Annotated in this window: 23 protein-coding genes; 10 read left to right on the plus strand and 13 right to left on the minus strand. The window is 57.7% G+C overall.

Annotated features, from left to right (window positions below; genetic code table 11):
- Positions 1–2: 2 nt before the first annotated feature.
- From ACR0LY_RS04925 to ACR0LY_RS04940, 4 genes are read left to right on the plus strand one after another with little or no spacing between them, the layout of a single operon-like run.
- Complete coding sequence (locus tag ACR0LY_RS04925) at positions 3–1202, plus strand: formate dehydrogenase subunit gamma (protein ID WP_170348408.1); 1200 nt, start codon at positions 3–5, stop codon at positions 1200–1202.
- Entirely contained in the window at positions 1203–2480 is a 1278-nt protein-coding gene (locus tag ACR0LY_RS04930) for a c-type cytochrome (protein ID WP_170348407.1), read from the plus strand. It begins immediately after the preceding gene.
- The gene (locus tag ACR0LY_RS04935; protein ID WP_264187089.1) at positions 2477–2602 is read left to right on the plus strand and encodes a hypothetical protein; all 126 of its coding nucleotides are present in this window, start codon (positions 2477–2479) and stop codon (positions 2600–2602) included. Before ACR0LY_RS04930 ends, ACR0LY_RS04935 begins: the two co-directional genes overlap by 4 nt.
- A complete protein-coding gene (locus ACR0LY_RS04940) occupies positions 2603–3475 on the plus strand; it encodes a helix-turn-helix transcriptional regulator (RefSeq protein WP_170348406.1) in 873 nt (290 codons plus the stop codon).
- Between the two features lie 6 nt (positions 3476–3481).
- On the opposite strand, the gene ACR0LY_RS04945 is transcribed toward ACR0LY_RS04940, so the two are convergent.
- From ACR0LY_RS04945 to ACR0LY_RS04985, 9 genes are all read right to left on the minus strand, one after another.
- Positions 3482–4297 (minus strand): ABC transporter substrate-binding protein, encoded by an 816-nt coding sequence (locus ACR0LY_RS04945; RefSeq protein WP_170348405.1) that lies wholly within the window; start codon positions 4295–4297, stop codon positions 3482–3484.
- 18 nt (positions 4298–4315) lie between these two features.
- Positions 4316–5050 carry an ATP-binding cassette domain-containing protein gene (locus ACR0LY_RS04950; RefSeq protein ID WP_170348404.1) on the minus strand — a complete coding sequence of 245 codons (735 nt, stop codon included), beginning with the start codon at positions 5048–5050 and terminating at the stop codon, positions 4316–4318.
- A complete protein-coding gene (locus ACR0LY_RS04955; RefSeq protein ID WP_170348403.1) occupies positions 5043–5756 on the minus strand; it encodes an ABC transporter permease in 714 nt (237 codons plus the stop codon). The genes ACR0LY_RS04950 and ACR0LY_RS04955 overlap by 8 nt, the downstream gene beginning before the upstream one ends.
- A gap of 154 nt (positions 5757–5910) precedes the next feature.
- Entirely contained in the window at positions 5911–6900 is a 990-nt protein-coding gene (locus ACR0LY_RS04960; RefSeq protein WP_170348402.1) for an ABC transporter substrate-binding protein, read from the minus strand.
- 56 nt (positions 6901–6956) lie between these two features.
- Positions 6957–7802 carry an ABC transporter permease gene (locus ACR0LY_RS04965; protein WP_170348401.1) on the minus strand — a complete coding sequence of 282 codons (846 nt, stop codon included), beginning with the start codon at positions 7800–7802 and terminating at the stop codon, positions 6957–6959.
- Positions 7799–8716: an ABC transporter permease gene (locus ACR0LY_RS04970; RefSeq protein WP_170349379.1), complete on the minus strand. Its 918-nt coding sequence runs from the start codon at positions 8714–8716 to the stop codon at positions 7799–7801. Before ACR0LY_RS04970 ends, ACR0LY_RS04965 begins: the two co-directional genes overlap by 4 nt.
- Before the next feature lie 7 nt (positions 8717–8723).
- Positions 8724–9518, minus strand: coding sequence for an ABC transporter ATP-binding protein (locus ACR0LY_RS04975; protein ID WP_170348400.1), 795 nt, complete (start codon positions 9516–9518; stop codon positions 8724–8726).
- Between the two features lie 56 nt (positions 9519–9574).
- Positions 9575–11029 (minus strand): dihydropyrimidinase, encoded by a 1455-nt coding sequence (gene hydA / locus ACR0LY_RS04980; RefSeq protein WP_170348399.1) that lies wholly within the window; start codon positions 11027–11029, stop codon positions 9575–9577.
- A gap of 91 nt (positions 11030–11120) precedes the next feature.
- Positions 11121–12371: a Zn-dependent hydrolase gene (locus tag ACR0LY_RS04985; protein ID WP_170348398.1), complete on the minus strand. Its 1251-nt coding sequence runs from the start codon at positions 12369–12371 to the stop codon at positions 11121–11123.
- A gap of 171 nt (positions 12372–12542) precedes the next feature.
- Here ACR0LY_RS04985 and ACR0LY_RS04990 point away from each other — a divergent pair, with 171 nt between their 5' ends.
- The gene (locus ACR0LY_RS04990) at positions 12543–13151 is read left to right on the plus strand and encodes a TetR family transcriptional regulator C-terminal domain-containing protein (protein ID WP_170348397.1); all 609 of its coding nucleotides are present in this window, start codon (positions 12543–12545) and stop codon (positions 13149–13151) included.
- A gap of 108 nt (positions 13152–13259) precedes the next feature.
- Complete coding sequence (locus tag ACR0LY_RS04995; RefSeq protein ID WP_170348396.1) at positions 13260–13556, plus strand: putative quinol monooxygenase; 297 nt, start codon at positions 13260–13262, stop codon at positions 13554–13556.
- 213 nt (positions 13557–13769) lie between these two features.
- Here the strand turns inward: ACR0LY_RS04995 and preA are convergent, their stop codons facing one another.
- From preA to ACR0LY_RS05010, 3 genes are read right to left on the minus strand one after another with little or no spacing between them, the layout of a single operon-like run.
- Positions 13770–15074, minus strand: a complete 1305-nt coding sequence (gene preA, locus ACR0LY_RS05000) for an NAD-dependent dihydropyrimidine dehydrogenase subunit PreA (protein ID WP_170348395.1) — start codon at positions 15072–15074, stop codon at positions 13770–13772.
- An 18-nt stretch (positions 15075–15092) separates the two neighbouring features.
- Positions 15093–15929 (minus strand): methyltransferase domain-containing protein, encoded by an 837-nt coding sequence (locus ACR0LY_RS05005; protein WP_170348394.1) that lies wholly within the window; start codon positions 15927–15929, stop codon positions 15093–15095.
- Between the two features lie 46 nt (positions 15930–15975).
- Positions 15976–17310: an NAD(P)-dependent oxidoreductase gene (locus ACR0LY_RS05010; RefSeq protein WP_170348393.1), complete on the minus strand. Its 1335-nt coding sequence runs from the start codon at positions 17308–17310 to the stop codon at positions 15976–15978.
- Positions 17311–17622: 312 nt separating this feature from the next.
- On the opposite strand from ACR0LY_RS05010, the gene ACR0LY_RS05015 reads away from it, so the two are divergent.
- The 3 genes from ACR0LY_RS05015 to ACR0LY_RS05025 all read left to right on the plus strand — a co-directional run bounded on the left by ACR0LY_RS05015 (position 17623) and on the right by ACR0LY_RS05025 (position 20745).
- Positions 17623–18618 carry a hypothetical protein gene (locus tag ACR0LY_RS05015; protein ID WP_170348392.1) on the plus strand — a complete coding sequence of 332 codons (996 nt, stop codon included), beginning with the start codon at positions 17623–17625 and terminating at the stop codon, positions 18616–18618.
- 72 nt (positions 18619–18690) lie between these two features.
- Positions 18691–19983, plus strand: coding sequence for an O-acetylhomoserine aminocarboxypropyltransferase/cysteine synthase family protein (locus tag ACR0LY_RS05020; protein ID WP_170348391.1), 1293 nt, complete (start codon positions 18691–18693; stop codon positions 19981–19983).
- Positions 19984–19986: 3 nt separating this feature from the next.
- The gene (locus tag ACR0LY_RS05025) at positions 19987–20745 is read left to right on the plus strand and encodes a GNAT family N-acetyltransferase (protein ID WP_170348390.1); all 759 of its coding nucleotides are present in this window, start codon (positions 19987–19989) and stop codon (positions 20743–20745) included.
- Here ACR0LY_RS05025 and ACR0LY_RS05030 read toward each other — a convergent pair.
- Complete coding sequence (locus ACR0LY_RS05030; RefSeq protein ID WP_170348389.1) at positions 20701–21396, minus strand: SIMPL domain-containing protein; 696 nt, start codon at positions 21394–21396, stop codon at positions 20701–20703. The genes ACR0LY_RS05025 and ACR0LY_RS05030 overlap by 45 nt on opposite strands.
- A gap of 209 nt (positions 21397–21605) precedes the next feature.
- Between ACR0LY_RS05030 and ACR0LY_RS05035 the strand changes: the two genes are divergently transcribed.
- Positions 21606–23453: a hypothetical protein gene (locus tag ACR0LY_RS05035; protein ID WP_368040126.1), complete on the plus strand. Its 1848-nt coding sequence runs from the start codon at positions 21606–21608 to the stop codon at positions 23451–23453.
- The last annotated feature ends 35 nt before the right edge of the window (positions 23454–23488 follow it).

The following is a 23488-nucleotide window of genomic DNA, read 5'->3' on the forward strand; positions in this document are numbered from 1 at the left end:
AGATGCGCCTGATCTTAATGCTGCTGATCCCCCTATTCCTCACCAGTGTCGCCTTGGCTCAAGAAAGTGCGGATGTCCCGACTGATTCCGAACGCAGCACCACTGGCGGCGCCACGACACTGGAAGACATTCTGGCCCGTCAGCGCGGTGAAAAGGTCGACAATCGCTATCGCTCGGACAACACCGGTCAAGGCAATGCCGAAGGTCTGCTGGGCCAGTTGGGAACACGCGGCGTTGCCTCAGACAGTGATGTCTATCGCGCGATCCGGTATGGCTCAGCCGATACAACAGTTTCATCCAAGGGGCCTGCGGCTGGCGTTCTAATCCAGGACGGTGGCATGTGGTGGCTGAACTTCCGCACAGGCCCCTTGCGCGAATACGGAACGTATATCCTGGGCGGAATGGCGGCCATCATCGTGTTGTTTTTCCTGATCCGCGGAAAAATCCGCATCGACGGGGAAAAAACCGGCCGCACCGTAACCCGCTTTAACAGCTTTGAGCGGTTCGGGCACTGGCTGTTCGCCGGGTCTTTCCTTGTACTTGGCCTGACCGGCCTGCTGACCCTTTATGGCCGTGATTTCCTGATCCCGCTTTTCGGGAAAGAAGGGTTTGCCACCATCGCGCAAGGCTGCAAGTGGTTACACAACAATCTCGCATGGGCCTTTATGCTGGGTCTGGTCATCGTCACCGTGAACTGGATCGCCCACAACATCCCCAACCGGGTGGACCTGAAATGGCTGGCCGCCGGTGGGGGCCTTTTCACCAAAGGCAGCCATCCGCCTGCCAGGAAGTTTAACGCAGGACAAAAGGTCATCTTCTGGGCCTGTATCCTGCTGGGCGTTTCGATCAGCCTGTCCGGGCTGTCGCTGCTGTTCCCGTTCGAACTGCCGATGTTTGCCAAGACCTTCTCGGTCGCCAATTCCACCGGTATTCCACAGATGTTTGGCCTGAATTTGCCAACTCAGATGTCACCGCAGGAGGAGATGCAATACGCGCAGGTTTGGCACGTGATGATCGCCTATGTGTTCATCGCCATCATTATCGCCCATATCTATTTGGGTTCAGTGGGCATGGAAGGTGCCTTTGACGCAATGGGTACCGGCGAAGTCGAAGAGCAATGGGCACGCGAGCATCACTCGCTGTGGTTGGAAGAGGTACAAGAAAAAGAGGCCGGTAAGGCAGCGGCCTCACCCGCAGAATAGATGCGTGGGCTGGTCCTGGCCCTGGCGCTGGTCCCCCTGCCCGCCATGGCCGAGTTTTTTACGCTCAAGGGTCACGGCGGGCCGATCATGGGGATCGCCACAGCACCGGACGGACGGATCGCCACGGCAAGTTTCGACAACTCGGTTGGCTTGTGGTCGAACCGTACGCCCGAATGGCTGGAAGGGCACGAGGCTGCGGTCAACTCGGTCGCGTTTAACGGGCGCGCGATCTATTCGGCAGGCGATGATTTCACCCTGCGCCGCTGGCCGGGCGGAGAGGTTGTTGGCCAGCACAAGGGCAAGATCGTGGGGGTCGCGGCCTCGAAAACGCATGTCGCCACTGCCAGTTGGGACGGCACCATTGGACTCTGGCCCGAAGATGGATCAGCCGCACAAACGCTTACGGCGGGCAGCGGTGTGAACGCCGTAACTTTTTCACCAGATGGTGCAACGCTGTACTCGGCTGGCATAGATGGAACACTGCGAGTTTGGGATGTAGCCAGTGGACAGGAAATCCGGCGACTGGTGGAACACGGGTTCGGGATCAATGAATTGGTTCTGAACGCCGCCGACAACTGGATTGCCTATGGTGCAGTCGACGGTGTGACCCGCATTTTGGACCTGACCACCGGCGAAGAACGCGACTTTACCCTGGATCGCCGTCCTATACTGGCGCTGGCACTCAGCCCGGATCGTAGCCTTTTGGCCGTGGGTGATGGTGAGGGCTACATCATGGTGATCGATACGGCTGAATGGCACATCGCGCAGGATTTCCGCGCCACTCTGCGCGGGCCGGTTTGGGCGCTGGCCTTTTCTACAGACGGTCAGAACATCCATGCGGGCGGCATTGACGAAGCTATGTATAGCTGGCCGGTTTCATCCCTCGGCGATCGCGCACAGATGGCAGCCACCGAGCCCAGTTTCCTGAAGAACCCCGAAGAAATGAGCAACGGGGAACGGCAGTTTTCCCGCAAATGTTCGATCTGCCACAGCCTGACACCCGACGGGCAAAGGCGTGCCGGGCCAACTTTGTATGGAGTCTTCGGACGCAAGGCCGGTACGCTGGCGGGATATTTCTACTCGGATACGCTGCAAGACTCTGATATCGTTTGGAATGACGAAACGATAAATGCCCTTTTCGACGAGGGGCCAGACCACTACATACCGGGATCGAAGATGCCGATGCAGCGGATCACTCAGGCCCAGGATCGCGATGACCTGATTGCCTATTTGCGCCGCGCAACGGCACCGGAGAATAAGACCGGAGGAGACCAATGAAAGCCTTTCTTGCCGCTGTGGCCGTAATGGTCGTAATCACCGTCGCTGCGCCCTATGCACTGCAACAGGTCGGCTTCAGCGCCGCCGATGCGGGAACCGGTTCGGCTGTGCGTCTCGACTGAATGTCCGAATACCTGACCACAAAAGAGCTGGCCGACCTGCTGCGCATTGGCGAGCGCAAGGCCTATGATCTGGCCTCATCCGGCGCGGTCCCCTGCGTGCGCGCCATGGGCAAGCTGCTGTTTCCACGGGCAGAGGTCATCGCCTGGCTGAACGCATCCCGGTCGGGTCCGCAAGTGGCGGAACCGGCCCTGCCCCCGATCATTGCTGGCAGCCATGATCCGCTGCTTGATTGGGCTTTGCGCGAAAGCGGCTCGGGTCTGGCCACGTATTACGACGGTTCCTTCGACGGGCTGATCCGCCTGAAGGACCGCAGTGCGCAGGCTGCGGCGCTGCATATTCATGAGGATCAGGGGTTCAATACGCAATCCCTGCGCGCAAATCTGGGTGAAGCCCCGGTGGTTTTGTTTGAAGTCGCGCAGCGGCAACGCGGATTGCTATTGGCACCGGGCGTCACCGGTATCACTGACTTTGCCGATCTGAAAGGACGGCGGGTGATCCTGCGGCAGGACAGCGCCGCCAGCCAACGGCTGTTCGACGCACAGCTAGAAGCCCACGATCTGACACGCGACGATCTGGACGCCCTACCCGCCTGCGCCCGGACCGAAGAAGAACTGGCCATTGCCTTGCATGACAGCAAGGCCGAAGCCGGGTTTGGGTTGGGTGCCCTGGCCAGCCTATACAATCTGGGCTTCGCGCCCACCCATACTGAACGGTTGGACCTGGCCATCTGGCGCCGCGCTTATTTCGATGACCCGATGCTGAAACTTCTCAGCTTTTTTCAGTCTGAAAGTTTCGCCAACCGTGCTGCCGAATTCGGTGGTTATGACTTGTCCGAGTTGGGCACGATCCACCACAACGGCGCAAGCGGCTGACCCCGATCACTCGGCGTTGGGAAAGAACAACTGCTCACCATCCAGCTTGTAAGACGCAATGGCCGCCTGCCCGTCGGGGCCGATCAGCCAGTCAATGAACCGTTGACCCGCTGCGGCCCGGACCTGCGGGTGCTTATCCGGGTTCACAAGGATGATCCCGTATTGATTGAACAGACGCGGGTCACCCTCGACCAGAACCTCTAGATCCCCCCTGTTGCCAAAGGATTGCCACGTGGCGCGATCCGTCAGCACATAGGCCCCCATCCCGCTGGCCACGTTCAAAGTCGCCCCCATGCCCGAGCCGGTCTCGCGGTACCACGTCCCCGATGCGGCGGTCGGATCGGCGTCCGCCCAGTCCCACAGGCGCATCTCGGCCTTGTGCGTTCCGCTGTCATCCCCGCGCGAGGCAAAGGGCGCTTCAGCCTCGGACACCGCAACCAGCGCCTCAACGATATCCATGCCACCCCGCACCTTGGCCGGATCGGATTTCGGCCCGACCAGAACAAAATCGTTGTACATCACGTCAAACCGCTCGACCCCCCAACCGTCGTCAACGAATTGTTCCTCGGCCGGTCTGGAATGCACCAGCAAGACGTCCCCATCCCCGTTGATGGCATTGCGGATTGCCTGACCGGTGCCCACGGCAACAACACGTACGTCGATACCCGTCTCGGCCTCGAACCCCGGCAGGATGTAATCCAGCAAACCCGAATTCTGAGTGGACGTCGTCGATTGCACCACGATAAAGGGTTCCTCGGCGTTGGCGGACGCAGCGGTCAAACCAACGGCGAAAAGAGCTGCTCGAAAAAAAGTTCGGATCATTTAGATCTCCGTTATTGTTTAAGTGACTAGCCCGCCAGCCAGATATCGGCGTGCGGCGTCGCTTTTGGGGGCATCCAGTACCTGTTTGGCCGCCCCATGTTCAACCACGTGACCACCCTGCATCATCACGATATCGGCGGCTAACCGCCGGGCCTGCCCGATGTCATGCGTCACCATAACAATGCGGACACCCCGGGTTGAGGCGCGCAGGATCATCTTTTCGATCATCTGCGTGGCATTGGGATCAAGCGCGCTGGTAGGTTCATCCAGAAACAACGTCTCTGGGTCCAGCGCGAGGGCGCGTAGAATGGCCAGCCGCTGCGCTTCTCCCCCTGACAGGGACCGGGCGGATTGGCGGGCTTTGCCATCCAGGCCGCCTTCGGTCAGCAATTCCTCGATCCGGGACTTGCGCGTGCTGCGCGGCATCCCCTGGCGCTTCAGCACAAAATCCAGATTGGAAGCAACGGTCCGGCGCAACAGCACGGGCTGCTGAAACACCATCGCCTGCCGCGCCTTGTGATCAGCATTCAGCTCGACACCATCCTGCCGAACCTGCCCGCGATCCGGTACGATCAGTCCATGCAGACAGCGCAGCAACAGGCTTTTGCCCGATCCATTCGGCCCAAGGATCAAGGTTGGCCCCGGACCATCAAGGATAAGTTGCGGCACATCCAACAAGGCCTTGCCTTTACGGGTGATCCGCATCCCATCAACCGACAAACAACTGGCCAATTGCAAAGTCAAATCACGCATGGCGCAACCCCTCCTGCTCGGCTCGCAGGCTGAGCGTGCTGACCATGGCGTTCACCGCCACCGCGATACCGATCAGGATCGCCCCCAGTGCCAACGCCAGCGCCAGATTGCCCTTTGAGGTCTCCAAAGCAATGGTCGTCGTCATAACACGCGTCACGTGATTGATGTTGCCGCCAACGATGATCACCGCACCGACTTCGGCAATGGCCCGACCAAACCCAGCCAGCAGTGCGGTCACCAGCGCCAATCGCGCATCCCACAACAGCACCGGAACCGATGCCAGCCGGGACACCCCCAGTGAGCGGAGCTGTTCCGAATACTCCTCGGCCAGCAATTCGACCACTTGCCGGGTCAACGCTGCGATGATGGGGGTAACTAGAACAACCTGCGCAATGATCATCGCGGTCGGCGTATACAGCAACTCAAGCACACCCAACGGACCCGAGCGTGACAACATCAGATAGACCAGCAGCCCGACAACGACCGGTGGGAACCCCATCAAAGCATTCATCAGCACGATCAGAATTCGACGTCCCGGAAACCGAGCGACCGCCAAAGCCGCACCAACGGGCATGCCAATCAACGCAGAAATCAGCACGGCAAAGATGGAAACTTTCAGGGACAGCAACACAATCGCCCACAACTCTGCATCCCCGTTGAGGATCAGGGTCATTGCCAAGTTGAATTCTGATGCAAATCCCTGCATTCCCTACCACATATCGAGCATTTCGTACAAAATGCGCCTAATTTCATAAAGATACTAGACCATTTACTCACCAAGTACAGACACGATTCCGACATCCCCAAACGAAAACGCGGCCCCAATTGGAGCCGCGCGTGTTCAGGCAATTGAACTGGGATCAGTTCAGCGCCGCATCTGTGATCTGATGTGTCCAGGCCCCGTCGGGCTGCTTGGTGATCACTGGGTCAGACCCACCTGCCAGCAAGGTACCCACGGTACGTTCAAAATCGGCCGGATCCAACGCGCCATTCGAACCCGCGGTCAGTTTGGCGATCTCGCCCATCATGCGCTTCTGATGCTCTTCGATCTGGGCACCGGTCGCGTCATTCTCAAGCACGATGTCGGCTGCCTCATCAGGGTGTTCTTCAGCGTATTTCCAGCCTTTCATCGAAGCACGAACAAAACGCTCCATTTTTTCAACAAAGGCCGCGTCACCCAAATTTTCCTCAAGCACATACAAACCGTCCTCCAGCGTCGCCACGCCCTGGTCTTCGTACTTAAAAGTGACCAGCTCATCCGGGCTGACGCCAGCATCGATGACCTGCCAGTATTCATTATAGGTCATGGTGCTGATGCAATCGGCCTGACGCTGCAGCAAAGGATCAACGTTAAAGCCCTGTTTCAGAACCTCGACGCCGTTTTCACTTTTGCCGCCGGTGTCGATACCCAACTGGCTCATCCAGCTCATGAACGGGAATTCATTACCAAAAAACCAAACACCCAGCGTGCGGTTCTTTAGGTCCTCGGGCGAGGAAATCCCGGCATCTTTCCAGCAGGTCAACATCATGCCTGAGCTTTTGAACGGTTGCGCGATATTCACTAGGGGCAGACCCTTTTCGCGCGCGGCCAGTGCGGCGGGCATCCATTCGACGGTCACATCCGCACCACCGCCCGCAATGACCTGAGTCGGTGCGATATCCGGGCCGCCGGGCAAAATGGTGACGTCCAGTCCCTCTTCCTCGTAGAACCCTTTGTCTTTGGCCACATAATAACCCGCGAACTGCGCCTGAGTGACCCACTTGAGTTGCAAAGTCACCTCATCTGCGGCCAGCGCTGCGCTGGCAGTCAGGCTAAAGGCAGCAATCACCCCGCTGAGTAGCTTGTTCATCTTCATATCTCCTAGTTGTTGTTGGCGCCCCATTTTCGGGGTCTGTTAATTTCCATTTATCCGCGTTGCGATGGGTGCCAGAATGTCACCCCCTTTTCGATCATGGCGACCAGCCCATAAAACGCCGTCCCGGCCAAAGCAGCCACGACAATCTCGGCCCAGACCATATCCAGTGACAGTTGCCCGACACTGGTCGATATCCGAAAGCCCATGCCCAGAGTTGGAGAGCCAAAGAACTCGGCCACGATAGCGCCGATCAGCGCCAGAGTGGTAGAAATCTTTAGCCCGTTGAAAACAAACGGCATCGCTGCGGGCAAGCGAAGTTTCAGAAAGCTCTGCCAATAGGTCGCGGCATAGGTCTCCATCAGGTCGCGCTGCATGACGGTGGCTTCTCGTAGACCGGCAACGGTGTTCACCAGCATGGGAAAGAACACCATCACCACGACCACCGCCGCCTTGGAATGCCAGTCGAACCCGAACCACATCACCAGAATGGGGGCCGTCCCGACAATAGGCAGGGCCGCCACAAAGTTCCCGACCGGCAACAATCCGAGGCGCAGGAAATCCCAGCGATCTACGGCAATCGCCATCAGGAAGGCCGATCCGCAACCGATAATGTAACCGCTCAGCGCGCCTTTGATGATGGTTTGCACGAAATCCGCCCACAGGATTGGCAGGCTGTCAGCAAAGCGCACAGCGATCACTGACGGTGCAGGCAAAATGACCAACGGCACATCAAGCCCGCGCACCAGCAGTTCCCAAATTGCAATCACGGTCAGTCCAAAGATCAGCGGCGCCAAAAACCGCACCGTCTTTGTATCGGCATAAGGTCCACTGGCCAGGCGGCTGTTCAACCACCAGCCAAACAGCCAGACGCCAATTGCACCAAGAACAGGTATCATTGCGCCATCCCCATCCGTTTCAGGACCGCGCGCTCGATCAGACCCAACAGCCCGACCAGACAGGCCGCCAGGATGGCCGCCGCAAACAATGCCGACCAGATTTGCACGGTCTGACCGTAATAGCTGCCGGCCAGTAGCCGCGCACCCAAACCAGCCACGGCCCCTGTCGGCAGCTCTCCGACGATAGCCCCGACCAGTGAGGCTGCGATACCAATCTTCAGCGAAGTAAACAGATACGGCATCGACGCTGGTAAGCGCAGCTTCCAGAATCCCTGAGACCGACTGGCGTTATACGTGCGCAACAGGTCCAGTTGCATCGCATCGGGGCTGCGCAGCCCCTTCACCATACCGACCACGACGGGGAAAAAGCTAAGGTAGGCCGAGATGATCGCCTTGGGGATGATCCCCTGAATACCTATCGAATACAGCACCACGATGATCATTGGGGCCAGCGCGATGATTGGAATAGTTTGGCTTACAATGGCCCAGGGCATGACCGACAGGTCCATCACTCGGCTGTGTACAATTCCCACTGCCAGCAGAATGCCCAACCCGGTGCCAATCGCAAAACCCAGAATAGTGGCGCTGAGTGTCACCCAGGAATGATAGATCAATGATCTTTTCGAGGTGATTTTCTTCTCGACCGTGGTGTCCCACAGCTCTTCGGCCACCTGATGCGGTGCTGGCAAACGCGGTCGGTCCTGTTCCCATGTCTCATCAATGGCATAGGGGTTGTCGATGACCAACTCGAACTCGCTCATGTCGCGGCGGTCAACAGCTTTGGGCGGATCGACCTGTTCCCCGGCTCGTTCGAATTCAGTCAGAACACCTTTGATGTTCATCGGCACGCTGGCGGCATACCAGAACAGGATAATGACGCCTACAACAGTCAAGACGGCCCAGACAGCTTTGATCCCTGCACTAGTCATCCGTATGCCCCGCCCGCAGACCCTCGCGCACACGATGGGCGACTTCGATGAATTCCGGCGTGTCGCGGATATCCAGCGGCCGTTCCTTTGGCAGAGGGCTGTCGATCACATCAGTGATCCGCCCCGGTCGCGGGCTCATCACCACGATCTTTGTGCTGAGATACACCGCCTCAGGGATCGAGTGCGTCACGAAACCGATGGTCTTTTCAGTGCGCGCCCAAAGTGCCAGAAGCTGTTCGTTCAGGTGATCGCGCACGATCTCATCCAGCGCGCCAAAGGGCTCATCCATCAAAAGGATATCGGCGTCAAAAGCCAGCGCCCGCGCAATGCTGGCGCGTTGCTGCATACCGCCAGAAAGCTGCCAGGGGAATTTCCCGCCAAATCCCTCTAGATCAACAAGTTCCAGAACTTTTTTAACTCTCTCTTCCTGCTCGCTGGCGGAATAACCCATGATTTCCAAGGGTAGTTTAATGTTCTTGGCAATGGTCCGCCAAGGATATAGCCCCGCCGCCTGAAACACATAGCCATAGGCCCGGTTCCGCCGCGCCTCATCCGGGGTCATTCCATTGACGGTTAACGTTCCCCCTGTCGGTGTTTCCAGCGCCGCGATACAGCGCAGAAAGGTGGTTTTTCCACAGCCCGAGGGGCCGATGAAGCTGACGAAATCGCCTTTGTCGACTGTCAGGTTCACATCCTTGAGCGCATGGATTGGCCCGTCGTTTGTTTGGAAGGTAAGGTCCAACTGCCTTGCCTCGATTACGGGCTGGGTAGTGCTTTCAGTATTCATTCCATTGCCTTGAAAAGGTTTGGCTTTAGGGTGCCTTGGTGACAATCCCTGCGCAATCAGACACCCGTCGCCGGAATGCCCGTCCGCTCAACCGGGCGCGGCGCAGTCAGCTCTTTCCACGTACTCAGCGCCTTGTTCACGTGACCATTGGGCTCGCGCGCTACAAACTCTCCATGCCCTTCCTGCGTGCGGATTTCACCGTCATGCACGGCCACCTGTCCACGGGTCAGCGTAAAGCGCGGCAGACCTTTGACCTCTTTACCCTCGAACACGTTGTAATCGATCGAGGATTGCTGGGTATCAGCGCTGATCGTTTTGGCTTTCTCAGGGTCCCATACAACGATATCGGCATCCGCCCCCACAAGGATCGCACCCTTTTTAGGATAGCAATTCAATATTTTGGCGATGTTTGTTGAAGTCACGGCCACAAACTCATTCATCGTCAAACGCCCCGTATTCACACCATGGGTCCACAGCATCGGCATCCGATCCTCCAGCCCACCGGTCCCATTCGGTATCTTGGTAAAGTCACCGACGCCAAAACGCTTTTGGTCGGTGGTAAAGGCGCAATGGTCAGTGGCCACAACGCTCAATGTCCCGGAATGCAATCCGTTCCACAGACTGTCCTGATGCTGTTTGTTCCGGAACGGGGGGCTCATGACGCGTCGCGCCGCGTGATCCCAATCTTGGTGGAAATATTCGCTTTCATCCAACGTCAGATGCTGGATCAAGGGTTCTCCCCACACTCGCTTTCCATTCATCTTGGCCCGGCGAATGGCCTCATGCGCCTCTTCGCAGGATGTATGCACCACGTAAAGCGGCACGCCCGCCATATCGGCGATCATGATGGCGCGGTTGGTGGCCTCACCTTCCACCTGCGGCGGACGCGAATAGGCATGCGCTTCGGGGCCGGTATTGCCTTCGGCCAGCAGCTTGGCGCTTAACTCAGCCACGACATCGCCGTTTTCAGCATGCACCATCGCGATTCCACCCAACTCAGCCAATCGCTTGAACGAGGCAAACAACTCATCGTCATTCACCATCAGTGCGCCCTTGTAGGCCATGAAGTGCTTGAACGTATTGATGCCGCGCGTCTCGATCACCGTTTTGATGTCGTCAAAAACCTGTTCACCCCACCAGGTCACCGCCATATGGAAGGAGTAATCGCAGTTTGCACGGGTCGACTTGTTATCCCAGCGCTTCAAGGCATCAAGCAGACCCTCACCGGGGTTTGGCAGCGCGAAATCGACCACCATCGTGGTGCCCCCGGCCAGCGCCGCTCGCGTCCCGCTTTCGAAATCATCGCTGGAATAGGTTCCCATGAACGGCATCTCAAGATGCGTGTGCGGGTCAATCCCACCGGGCATCACGTAACACCCCGTCGCATCAAGCACTTTGTCGCCCTTAAGATCCATTCCGACCTCGGTGATCACACCGCCTTCGACCAGCACATCCGCCTTATAGGAAAGATCGGCGGTCACGACGGTTCCGTTTTTGATAACAGTGCTCATTTTAATCTCCCTGACGCGGTCTGCGCCGCTTGCTTCATCTGGCCAAAATACCTCGGGTGAGTCGCTTTTCGGGCGACAGGGGCAGCGTCCCTTACTCCACAATCTCTGCGGTTTCGACGACCGCATGAAACAGAACATCTGCCCCGGCGGCCGCCCAGTCTTTACTGATCTCTTCGGCCTCGTTGTGGCTCAGCCCATCAACGCACGGACACATGACCATCGCGGTTGGTGCCACTCGGTTGATCCAGCACGCATCATGTCCTGCGCCCGAGATGATGTCGGTGTGCGAATACCCCAACCTCTCTGCCGCATCGCGAACCGCCTTTACGCACCCCTCGTCGAACGTCACAGGGTCAAAGCCGCCAACTTTCTCGAATTCGATCTGAAGGCCCATCTCTTCGACGATATCTTCGGCGGCAACACGCAGGCGGTTAACCATGTCGGTGATCACGTCCAATTCGGGTGAGCGGAAATCGACCGTGAAAACAGCCTTGCCGGGGATCACGTTGCGAGAGTTCGGATAGACATCGATATGCCCTGCTGCACCGACCGCATGGGGCGCATGCGACCAGGCGATTTCATCCACTTTCTCAAGGATGCGTGCCATTGCAAGGCCAGCATTCTTGCGCATTGGCATCGGGGTCGACCCAGTATGGGAGTCCTTGCCCGTCACGGTGATCTGTGTCCAGCTCAGGCCCTGCCCATGAGTAACAACGCCGATGTCCTTACCCTCGGCCTCAAGGATCGGCCCTTGTTCGATATGCAGCTCAAAGAAAGCGTGCATCTTACGTGCGCCGACCTCTTCGTCGCCCCGCCAGCCGATGCGATTCAATTCATCGCCAAACTTTTTGCCCTCGGCATCCTCGCGGTCATAGGCCCAATCCTGCGTGTGCATTCCAGCAAAAACGCCCGAAGACAACATAGCCGGCGCGTAACGTGTGCCCTCTTCGTTGGTCCAGTTGGTCGCCACGATGGGATGTTTGGTTTTGATGTCCAGATCATTCAGCGTCCGTATGATCTCTAACCCGCCCAGCACGCCCAGCACGCCGTCATATTTCCCGCCGGTCGGCTGCGTATCCAGATGTGAACCTACATAAACCGGCAGAGCCTCGGGGTCAGCCCCCTCTCGGCGAGCAAACATATTGCCCATTTGATCCAGGCCCATTGTACAGCCCGCGTCCTTGCACCATTTCTGGAACAAGGCGCGCCCTTCAGCATCCTCATCCGTCAGGGTCTGGCGGTTGTTGCCCCCAGCAACACCGGGGCCAATCTTTGCCATCTCCATCAGGCTATCCCAAAGTCTGTCGCCATTGATCCTGAGGTTTTGCGCCGGAGCTGCCATTGGTGTCTTCCCTGTTGCTTGCGATTTGGCTCGCTTTTGGTGTCTTGATTTGACCATCTGGTCAAACTCACGCTATCACGGGTTCGAGATCAGTCAAGAAATTGCATGGTGCCGCCGGAATTTTCGGCATAATTGGCCCCCGCATGGCAAAAAAAGAGACACGCTGGAAACATGCCCAAGGATCGCGCCCCGACCCGAATACAGAGAAAGAACCGCGCTGCGATTCTCGAGGCCGCGCTGAACGTGTTTTCCGCCCACGGATTTCGCGGCGCAACTGTTGATCAGATTGCTGCCGAAGCTGGGCTAAGCAAGCCGAATTTACTGTATTATTTCCCGTCGAAAGAGGCGATCCATACTGCCCTGCTTTCGGGGCTGTTGGACACATGGTTGGCCCCCTTACACGAGTTGGATGCCGACGGAGACCCGATGGAGGAAATCCTGTCCTACATCCGCCGCAAATTGCAGATGAGCCGTGAGTTGCCGCGTGAAAGCCGCCTGTTCGCGAACGAGCTTGTTCAGGGCGCACCGCGCATTCACGAGGCTTTGTCGAATGACCTTAAGGCGCTGGTGGACGATAAAACCACGATCCTGACGCAATGGATGGATGAGGGCAAAATTGCGCGCCTGCATCCCTATCATCTGATCTTTTCAATCTGGGCCTTGACGCAGCACTACGCCGATTTCGATGTGCAGGTCCGTGCCATTCTGGGCAACGAGGATCCGTTCGCAGGTGCTGAACCGTTTATTGATACGCTTTATCGCAAACTTCTGGCACCCTAGAAAAACAGTCTCACGGAACCCTTGGCAGACCATTCCATCTTGCCATGATATACTGGGTCAATTGAGGTGACTTTCATGCGGCAGCAACACCGAAAGGAAGGTGACTGCATGATCATTCGCATATTTCAGGTCGTTACACGCCCCGGCAAAGAAGAAGAGTTCGGGAAGTTCTTTCACGAGACGGCGATCCCGCTCATGAAGGGAACGAAAGGGATAGTTCAGGTCATACCCGGGGCGCCGCGTGCCGATACACCCAGAGAGTTTAGTTTTGTTATGGTTTGGGAAGACCTTGAGTCTCTGAAGGCTTTTGTAGGTGACGATATTTCCAGCCCTCATATTGATCCTATGGAAGCTGAACTGGTCGAGTCGCGCTCAATCAGACATTATGAGCTTGTCGACAGTTAGCTTACGGCGATTTTCCATCTAGTTCGCGATTCCCAATGGATAGCTTTGGCTTTACGAGCGGGCGCGTTTCAGAAGGGCTTCGGTCGTTTTTTGATTCCCGATAGCCTATCGAGAGCGAACATTGACCAGACCTGCAGGATCGCTCAAATTTTCTGAGCCATTTGAAAAGGGCTGGCCTATACCAGCCCCTTGTCTTTGTTTCAGTTAACCAATCTACTCGGCCGCTTTCGCCATTGGATTATTGGGATGCGTCGTCCAGTTGGCATAGCCAGGCTGCACTTCATCTCCGGTACGCGGATCGACCTCACCGGCTGTCATCGGCTCCATTGAGATACACCCGTCCACCGGGCAGACATCCACGCACAGATTACAGGCGACGCATTCGTCATCCATGACCTCAAAAACCCGATCTTCGGACATTGAAATCGCCTGATGGCTGGTGTCTTCACACGCGGCATAGCAGCGACCGCATTTGATGCACTGATCTTGGTCGATCTTGGCCTTGGCAACGTAGTTCAGATTCAGATACTGCCAGTCGGTCACATTCGGCACAGCAAGACCTACGACTTGCGATACGTCTGTATAGCCCTTTTCATCCATCCACTTGGACAGTCCGGCAGTCAGTTCGTCGATAATCTTGAACCCATAGGTCATTGCGGCGGTACACACCTGCACGGTCCCACATCCCAACGCCATGAATTCAGCCGCATCGCGCCACGTGGTCACGCCACCGATACCGGATATCGGCAGGCCTTGCGTGGCTTGGGCACGGGCAATTTCGGACACCATCGACAGGGCAATCGGCTTTACCGCCGGGCCACAATACCCGCCGTGGCTGCCCTTTCCATCAATCGACGGCTCGGGGCTGAATGTGTCCAGATTGACGCTGGTGATCGAGTTGATCGTGTTGATCAACGACACCGCGTCCGCGCCGCCATTTCTAGCCGCCTCAGCTGGCTTGCGGATATCGGTGATGTTCGGCGTCAACTTTACGATAACCGGGCGGTCGTAGTACTGCTTACACCAGCGGGTCACCATTTCGATGTATTCCGGCACCTGCCCCACGGCCGAGCCCATACCGCGCTCGCTCATCCCATGCGGGCAACCGAAGTTCAACTCGATCCCGTCTGCGCCTGTTTCTGCCACACGCGGCAAAATGGCTTTCCATGCCTCTTCTTCGCACGGCACCATGATCGAAGCGATCAGAGCACGGTCCGGGTAATCTGTCTTGACCCGCGCCATTTCTTCAAGGTTCACCTCAAGCGGGCGATCGGTGATCAGTTCGATGTTGTTCAGGCCCAAAAGCCGACGATCAGCGCCATAAATCGCGCCGTAGCGCGGCCCGTTGACGTTTACGACCGGAGGTCCCTCGGCCCCGAGCGTTTTCCACACAACTCCGCCCCATCCGGCCTCAAAGGCACGGCGGACGTTATATTCCTTATCCGTCGGTGGCGCGGAGGCCAACCAGTATGGGTTGGGGCTGGAAATACCCAGAAAGTTTGTTGTCAGATCGGCCATAGCTTCTCCCTTCCCGGCTCAGCCGGATTTCTTGAATATCATTTCGGTCGGGCGAATGCGCCCGGCCTTGAGGTTCATGACGTAGTTTTGAAACTTTTCGGGCGCCGTCTCGCCCATCATAAGGTGGATGCCCAATGGGGGCGGGCCGCTCTCGGCGATGCGCGCGAAAACTTCTTCGAAAAAAGCAAGCGCGAACTCGGACCGGTCTGTCTCGGCTACCAGCTCAAGACCCGCCGAGGCCGCCGCGTTCTTGTAAACCTCTGGTGAATCTACAAAAGAGGTCTCGGCAACGGTTGACCAGGGCAGAGGAAAGGCCAGCGGTTCGTCCACGTCCCCTCCCATCACATCAAACAGGGCAAAGGAACCATCCCAGGCCAGAGCGCGCGACACTTCTGCAAAAAGACCCGCCTTGTCTTCGATGTTCATCCCAACATGCATCATAACGGCAAGATCAAAACCCGCATCGGGCACGGGCATATCCAGTGCGCTACCCACCAGAAAACTTGTTTTGTCGGAATGCCCGACAAGTTCACTCAAAGCAGTGGCCGTTTCGACAAATTCAGGCGTCAGGTCGACCCCGGTCACTGTCGAGTCATAGCGATCCACGATGTAGCGCGACGTCCCGCCGATGCCGCTCCCGACATCCAGGACGCGGGTCGCATGGGTCGGCGAAAGCTGGGCAAACAGGTTGTCCGTTGCCAGAACCCCGCCTGTGTGGAACTCATCACCAGCCTTGAGGTCTGCAACCGTGGCCGCGTTTGGGTCAATGCCACTTGCCTTAAGCGCCTCACGCATGCGCTCCGTGAGGGCACCGGTTGTGTAGTGTTGCGCAACAGCTTTTTCGATCTGGGACATGAGTATACCTCAGCAGCGAATGGGATGGGGTGAATGCCCCATCCTATCACGAAACAAGCGTTGAGTGGATGTCCATCGCCGCATCGCGGCCCTCGGCCACGGCGGTTACGGTCAGGTCTTCGCCACCAGCTGCGCAATCGCCCCCGGCCCAGACGCCATCCATCGAGGTACGCCCAGCGCCCGTCACGGCGATCTTGTTGCCGTCCAGCGTCAATCCATCCGGTGCGCCATCCAGCGTCTGGCCAATCGCCTTGAGGACCTGATCGGCGGGCACGCGGATGATTTCTCCGGTCCCCGACAGCTGACCGTCATGGCTGGATGTGTACTCCAGCTCGATCTCTGCCGCTGCCCCGTTTCCATGAACGGCAACGGGTTGCACGTTGGTCATGATCTTGACGCCGTGGGATGAGGCGAGGTCCTGTTCATATCGGCTGGCCCCCATCGCATCGCGGCCACGCCGATAAGCGATGGTGACATGCTCGGCCCCCAGCAGTTTTGATTTCACTGCGGCGTCAACGGCCGTCATTCCGCCACCGATCACCACGACGTTGCGACCAACCGGCAAATGCGCCAGATCAGAAGCCTGGCGCACATCCGAGATGAAATCGACGGCAAAGCGCACGCCATCCAGATCAGCCCCTTGTGCGCGCAGGGCGTTCACGCCGGCCAAACCGATGGACAAAAAGACAGCGTCGTAATTTTCGACCAGACCGTCCAGCGAGATACCCTCACCCAGAACCGAGCCGGTCTCGATCGTGATACCGCCGATCTTTAGCAGCCAGTCCACCTCGGCCTGTGCAAAGTCATTGGTCGACTTATAGGCAGCGATGCCATATTCGTTCAGACCGCCCGGCTTGGGTTTGCCCTCGTGGATCACCACGTCATGCCCAAACATCGCCAGGCGGTGCGCGCAGGCCAGACCAGCAGGCCCTGCCCCGATCACAGCAACAGTCTTGCCAGTTGACGCGGCGCGTTCAAACGGGTGATCCCCGGAAACCATCACGCTGTCCGTCGCATACCGCTGAAGGCGGCCAATCTCGACCGGGGCCCCTTCGGCCGTTTCACGTACGCAGGCCTCTTCGCACAATGTCTCGGTCGGACAGACACGGGCGCACATGCCGCCCAGAATGTTCTGTGCCAGAATGGTTTCACCCGCCGCCTCAGGTTGCCCTGCCTGAATCTGACGCATGAACAACGGAATATCGATATCCGTCGGACAGGCCGTCACACATGGCGCGTCATAACAGAAATAGCACCGATCTGCGGCCACTGCGGCCTCATGCGTGGCCAATGGCGGGTGCAAGTCCGTGAAATTCGATGTCAGCTCATCGCTGGAAAGCCGCCCGGAGACAATGCCGGGGGCAATCTGGCCCTGTGCCATCGCTCTACTCCCTGTAGATATGTTCGTTATGTTCTCAGCTTGCCACAATCTGATTTTTTATCAATTGGTAAAATTTAGAAATTCATCAAAAAATCAAAAAACCGGAAAATTCCGCCCGTTTTACTGAGGAAATTGCCTGTTTTATTGGCATTCGATACTCCTGTTGTGCCCAAAGACCGATTGCGCAGGGCAGACTGCAGCCACGTATTCCGGTTTTTCCGGCATCTGGTTTTGACGGAGCCAGCTGCGTAATGTAGGTCAAACTCAACCCGAGCAGCGCCGGTCAACGGCCAGATACCTGAAAGTCATTCGATGCAGGCCACCCACCCGAAGTTCAACATCGTCATCATCGGGCAAAACAACCGGCTACAGTATGAGGCACTGCTGTTTGCCGCCTCTCTGCGCCATAGCTCACCGAATTTCGAGGGTCGGCTGTTTGTGGCGGTACCACAGCCCGGCCAGCGCTGGCCGCAAGACCCAAGCATCCGGAACGAGGACGTTCTGAAAGCGTTGCGGCAACTAGATGCGGAAATCCTGCCATTCGACAACCATGTCTTCGGCAACAGCTATCCCCACGGCAACAAGATCGAGGCATTGCTGGCGCTGCCAGAAGGCGAGCCTTTCGTGTTCTTTGACAGCGATACGCTGATCACCGGTGATCTGGCTTCGGTACCGTTTGATTTTGACCGACCTGGCGCCTCGCAAAAGGTCGAAGGGACGTGGCCCAAACCCACCCTGTATGGCCCTGGTTTCGATGGTATCTGGAGCGCCCTCTATCACCGGTTCGAACTGGACTTCGAAAGCTCATTGGATACCAGCCAGCCCGAGAATTACTGGCGGCGGTATTTGTACTTCAACGCGGGCTACTTCTTTTATTCCTGCCCGCGCAAGTTCGGCGCGCGTTTTCTGGACTTTGCCCGCACGATCCGGGATGGGAATATCCCCGAACTGGCCGGGCAGAACCTTGACCCATGGCTGGATCAGGCCGCGCTGCCGTTGGTTGTCCATTCCTTCGGTGGCGGGCGGGATACCCTGCCCCCGGGCCTGCTGGATGGATCGGTCAGCTGCCACTATCGTCTGTTCCCCCTGCTCTATGCCCGCGAAAGCGACCATGTGATTGAGGTGCTTGAAACCGTCGTGGCCCCCAACCGGGTCAAGAAGGTTCTCAAGGGATATGACCCGATCAAAAAGCTGGTTTTGCAGCGTAAGGGCCACAAGATCCGGGACCTGTTCGACCGTGATAACCTGCCCCAGCGCGAACAGGTCATTCGCAATACAATCAAGAACAAGGGCCTGTGGATGCGCTGACAGGATTGTTGTGCGCGCGCGCTCAATCGCCTAGAGATTCAGCAACAAACATTCCAACAGGAGATTTTAGCGATGTCTGACGGCCCTACCTACGGTTTTGACACACTTCAGATTCACGCGGGCGCACGGCCCGATCCGGCAACGGGCGCGCGTCAGACTCCGATTTATCAAACAACAGCTTATGTGTTTCGCGATGCCGATCACGCGGCGGCGCTGTTCAACTTGCAAGAGGTTGGCTTCATCTATTCCCGCCTGACCAACCCTACTGTGGCCGTATTGCAAGAACGTATCGCCACACTGGAAGGCGGAGTGGGCGCAGTCTGCTGTTCTTCTGGTCATGCGGCACAGATCATGGCGCTATTTCCGCTTATGGGACCGGGCTGCAACGTGGTGTCCTCGACGCGCCTTTATGGCGGCACGGTCACGCAATTCAGCCAGACGATCAAACGCTTTGGCTGGTCGGCCAAGTTTGTCGACACCGATGATCTGGATGCCGTAAAGAATGCCATCGACGAAAACACCCGGGCGATATTCTGTGAATCAATTGCCAATCCGGGTGGGTATGTGACCGACATTCAGGCTATGGCGGATATCGCTGACGCAGCAGGTATCCCCCTGATCGTCGACAACACCTCGGCCACACCGTACCTATGCCGCCCCATCGAACAGGGCGCGACGCTGGTTGTGCATTCGACGACCAAGTACCTGACCGGCAATGGCACGGTCACCGGCGGCTGTATCGTGGATTCGGGCAAGTTCGACTGGTCGGCGAATGACAAGTTCCCTTCGCTCAGCGAACCGGAACAAGCCTATCACGGACTGAAGTTCCACGAGACCTTTGGCCCGCTGGCTTTTACCTTTCACGGTATCGCCATTGGCCTGCGCGATCTGGGCATGACCATGAACCCGCAAGCCGCGCATTACACGCTGATGGGGGTTGAAACCCTATCCCTTCGGATGGAACGCCACGTGGAAAACGCCCAAAAGATCGCTGCCTGGCTCGAAGCAGACGACCGCGTGGACTACGTGACCTATGCGGGTCTGCCCTCCTCGCCCTATCATGACCGGGTGAAAGCACACTATAGAAAGGGTGCCGGCGCATTGTTCACCTTTGCGGTCAAGGGTGGTTATGACGCCTGTGTCAAACTGGTGAACGCGCTTGAGATTTTCAGCCATGTCGCCAACCTTGGCGATGCGCGGTCGCTGATCATTCACTCAGCCTCGACCACCCACCGTCAGTTGACGCCTGAACAGCAAGAGGCAGCAGGTGCAGGCCCCGGCGTAGTCCGCGTCTCCATCGGCATCGAAGACGCAGACGACCTGATCGCCGATCTGGATCAGGCGCTGGCCAAGGCAACGGCCTGAGTCATGAGCGGCCACGATACCAACGAACTGGGTCAACCCATCGGTCTGCCGGTTTCGGGCGAATTCCCGCGTCCCACGCCGCCCTATACACCGATGGAAGGTCAGTATTGTTCCGTCGTGCCGCTGGACGTGAACCGGCATGCGCCCGGACTTTACCGGGCGTTTGCCAACGACGCGGATGGGCACAACTGGACCTATCTGCCCTACGGTCCCTTCGACAGGGAGCAGGATTTCGAGGATTGGACCCGCGCCACATGCATGGATGCCGATCCGATGTTCCACACGGTCTTAGACGAAGACGAAACGCCAATTGGCATGGCTTCATTTTTGCGGATCGAACCCGCGGCAGGTGTGATCGAGGTCGGCCACATTCACTTTTCACCCCTGCTGCAGCGCAGCCCAAAATCGACCGAGACCATGTATCTGATGATGCGCCGCGTCTTCGACGAGTTGGGCTATCGCCGCTATGAGTGGAAATGCGATGCCCTGAATGCTGCTTCCTGCCGTTCGGCTGAACGATTGGGTTTTACATTCGAAGGCATTTTTCGGCAGGCCACCCATTACAAAGGTCGGAACCGGGATACGGCCTGGTATTCGATCCTCGACAGTGAATGGCCGCGGATCAAGGCCGCGTTTGAGGCTTGGCTATCACCTGACAATTTTGACCAGACGGGCCAACAGCGACAACCGCTGCAGGCCCGCAGTCAAGGCAAAGGATCACTCGGCCATCCCGAATTCCATCGACACGTTGACCGAGACTGAAATCTCACCCCCCGCGACAGGCACACCGCCCCCTTCGGCCATGGCCATCGCACGCATCTGCGGTGCGGGGTTGATTCCTCCGACCCGCTCGCTGATCTGCTGAACCTGACCCAGAGTTACATCGGCCGCCTGTGCCAGTTGTTCCGCCTTTGCAGTTGCTTCGGCAACAGCTTTGGCTCGCGCCTGCGCCTGCAGCGGTGCGGGGTCCTGCACACCAAAACTGAGCCCACCGAAATCATTCGCACCGTCCTGAATGACCCCATCCATGATCGTGCCCAACTGTGTCAGGTCACGGACACGGACCTGCACATTGTTCGATGCCACAAAGCCGGAAATCTCGGGCCGTTCACCACTTTGATTGTTGCGCCCGGACCAAACCGGCGACAACGACAGATCGCGGGTTTGAACGTCGCGGGATTCGACGCCCATATCCTCAAGCCGTTTCAGAATCTGCGCCACCGCATCAGATGTCGCCTGCATCGCATTTGACGCCTGCGGGTCTTCGTTGGTGACACCCAATGTGATGGTTGCCATATCCGGTGCAGCCTGAACGGTGCCGGTTGCATCTACCAAGATGCGACGTTCTTCCGCATGGGCCATACCTGCGGCTGTCACGGCCAGCATTGCGGCCAGAAAAGCGATTTTCTTCAAGGTCTTCCCTCCAATATCTTCTGTACCAAGATGGGGCCGCCAGGGTTTATCAGACAAGGGGAAGCGCTGGCTTTTTCTTTCCCTCGGCGAGATCCTGCTTTAATGTCAGCCTGCGGACGAAAAGTCGTTTGCATCGATGCTGACAATTATGGTTCCTCGGGAATATGAAACCCGCCTTTGCGCTGTCTTTTTCTGCAACCGGAATATCTGTGCACCACCAATCCGATGAGGATTGGTTTTGCATTGGTAAGGTTGCATTGGACGCGCCGGACCTGAATGCGCAACTTCACGCCCTGCGGGAAAAAGCATTTGCTTTGGAAAACAACCTACGGTGCAAGGTCATAATCCCGACCGAGCAGGTGCGTTTTTTGTCGGTGGAAACTGACAATCAGCCCTTGGGAGAAGACGCAAAGGAAAAGCTGGCCGAGGCTACGCCATATACGGTCGAGGACTTGGTTTTTGACACCGCGACCGTCGGCCCCACCACCTATGTCGCCGCCGTGACGCAACAAACACTGGATGAGGCACGCGACTTTGCAACCGAACACGGTTTCATACCGGTTCATTTCACTACAGATACCGACGCCAGTTCTTTCCCTTCTGAACCATTGTTTGGGGCTTCAGAAACTGTACCCTTTTCGACCGAGGCCAAAGATGAGGTTCAATCGGACGCAGCAGAACCAAATGTACATCCCATCGCCGCAGAAGCAGCCCCGGATGTATTCCGATCTGCGCCGGCGGCCTCCGCCCCCACCAAAATACCCACTGAGGTATTTACAAAAAAGTACGTTGTACCAGCCACGGCAGCGCTGGGGATAGCGGCAGTGTTGGGCGCATGGGCGCTGATCGGATCAAACGAGACACAAACAGCCGAACCGGAAACGGCACAGGTAGAAGACGCCCTGCCCGCACCCACCCCTCAGGCCAGTGTCGAAACCGAGAACCCGACCACGCCCGGAGTGCCACCTGCCGAAACGGCTGAGCTTGATACGGACGCCACCCTTTCTGAACAGGACGCACCTGCCCAAAACGAGAATATTCAACCCGATCTTTCGCCCACGGACACAGCTATTCTCGAGGCCTTAAACATCGCCCCGACAATCGTGGAAGAGGTTGCCCGCGACCCTGTGATCCAAGCAACGTCAGCCCAACCCGGTCTTGAGATCATCGCGCCAGATCCCCTGTTACCCCCGGCTTTCCCCCCCCAGGATGAGCCGTATCTGGCTTCGGTCGACAACTCCAACCTGTCGACTGACGCCGTTGCCCTGCCCGCGGCACAAAGCTTTGACACAGATGAACCCTTTGAACAGGTTGTACTGCCCAGCACCGCCGGCGCCCAGTTCGAGCTTGATGATCGCGGCCTGGTCACACCCAGCGCCGAGGGGACGCTGAACCCGGACGGTATTGTCGTCTATCTCGGGCGCCCTTCGAAGACACCACCCGAGCCACCTGTCCGGTTCGAAGAGGAACCCATCCTTGAGGAAACTCCTGACAGGTTGGCCGGGCTGCGCCCAAAGCCCCGCCCCAGCGATCTGATCGAACAGTTCGAACGTCAGCAGTTGGGCGGACGAACGCGTGAAGAACTGGCGGGGCGGCGCCCCAAACTGCGCCCTGCCTCACTGCAACAACAGCCGCAGATTGACTATACCCCCACTGCACTGGCGGTGGTGCGCGTGCCGCGACCAAAATCCCGCCCAGCAGGTCTTGCACCACCTACCGGGACGCAAACCGCCAATCTGGGGTCAACGGCGGCCATCGGTCAGGTCGAGGCCGGGTCATTCCAACCCAAAGCCGTTGCCCCCAAGATTCCGTCCGCGGCCTCGGTCGCGCGTCAGGCGACAATCGACAACGCGCTGAACCTGCGCAAACTGAACCTGATCGGGGTTTATGGAACACCCGCCAACCGCCGCGCGCTGGTTCGGCTGCCTAGCGGTCGTTATAAGAAGCTGAAGGTCGGTGACAGGGTGGACGGCGGCAAGGTCATCGCAATTGGTGACAGCGAATTGCGCTATCAGAAAAAAGGCAGGAACCTGACGCTGAAGATGCCGCGCAGCTAACGCGGACGCGAACGCCCGCATTATGCTTTAACACA

The sequence above is a fragment of the Ruegeria sp. BC5 genome (genome assembly GCF_056539205.1).

Bases quoted from the DNA above. Each gene is read 5' to 3' on its own strand.
- ACR0LY_RS04925 (WP_170348408.1), top strand. From the start codon at position 3: ATGCGCCTGATCTTAATGCTGCTGATCCCCCTATTCCTCACCAGTGTC.
- ACR0LY_RS04930 (WP_170348407.1), top strand. From the start codon at position 1,203: ATGCGTGGGCTGGTCCTGGCCCTGGCGCTGGTCCCCCTGCCCGCCATG.
- ACR0LY_RS04935 (WP_264187089.1), top strand. From the start codon at position 2,477: ATGAAAGCCTTTCTTGCCGCTGTGGCCGTAATGGTCGTAATCACCGTC.
- ACR0LY_RS04940 (WP_170348406.1), top strand. From the start codon at position 2,603: ATGTCCGAATACCTGACCACAAAAGAGCTGGCCGACCTGCTGCGCATT.
- ACR0LY_RS04945 (WP_170348405.1), bottom strand. From the start codon at position 4,297: ATGATCCGAACTTTTTTTCGAGCAGCTCTTTTCGCCGTTGGTTTGACC.
- ACR0LY_RS04950 (WP_170348404.1), bottom strand. From the start codon at position 5,050: ATGCGTGATTTGACTTTGCAATTGGCCAGTTGTTTGTCGGTTGATGGG.
- ACR0LY_RS04955 (WP_170348403.1), bottom strand. From the start codon at position 5,756: ATGCAGGGATTTGCATCAGAATTCAACTTGGCAATGACCCTGATCCTC.
- ACR0LY_RS04960 (WP_170348402.1), bottom strand. From the start codon at position 6,900: ATGAACAAGCTACTCAGCGGGGTGATTGCTGCCTTTAGCCTGACTGCC.
- ACR0LY_RS04965 (WP_170348401.1), bottom strand. From the start codon at position 7,802: ATGATACCTGTTCTTGGTGCAATTGGCGTCTGGCTGTTTGGCTGGTGG.
- ACR0LY_RS04975 (WP_170348400.1), bottom strand. From the start codon at position 9,518: ATGAATACTGAAAGCACTACCCAGCCCGTAATCGAGGCAAGGCAGTTG.
- hydA (WP_170348399.1), bottom strand. From the start codon at position 11,029: ATGAGCACTGTTATCAAAAACGGAACCGTCGTGACCGCCGATCTTTCC.
- ACR0LY_RS04985 (WP_170348398.1), bottom strand. From the start codon at position 12,371: ATGGCAGCTCCGGCGCAAAACCTCAGGATCAATGGCGACAGACTTTGG.
- ACR0LY_RS04990 (WP_170348397.1), top strand. From the start codon at position 12,543: ATGCCCAAGGATCGCGCCCCGACCCGAATACAGAGAAAGAACCGCGCT.
- ACR0LY_RS04995 (WP_170348396.1), top strand. From the start codon at position 13,260: ATGATCATTCGCATATTTCAGGTCGTTACACGCCCCGGCAAAGAAGAA.
- preA (WP_170348395.1), bottom strand. From the start codon at position 15,074: ATGGCCGATCTGACAACAAACTTTCTGGGTATTTCCAGCCCCAACCCA.
- ACR0LY_RS05005 (WP_170348394.1), bottom strand. From the start codon at position 15,929: ATGTCCCAGATCGAAAAAGCTGTTGCGCAACACTACACAACCGGTGCC.
- ACR0LY_RS05010 (WP_170348393.1), bottom strand. From the start codon at position 17,310: ATGGCACAGGGCCAGATTGCCCCCGGCATTGTCTCCGGGCGGCTTTCC.
- ACR0LY_RS05015 (WP_170348392.1), top strand. From the start codon at position 17,623: ATGCAGGCCACCCACCCGAAGTTCAACATCGTCATCATCGGGCAAAAC.
- ACR0LY_RS05020 (WP_170348391.1), top strand. From the start codon at position 18,691: ATGTCTGACGGCCCTACCTACGGTTTTGACACACTTCAGATTCACGCG.
- ACR0LY_RS05025 (WP_170348390.1), top strand. From the start codon at position 19,987: ATGAGCGGCCACGATACCAACGAACTGGGTCAACCCATCGGTCTGCCG.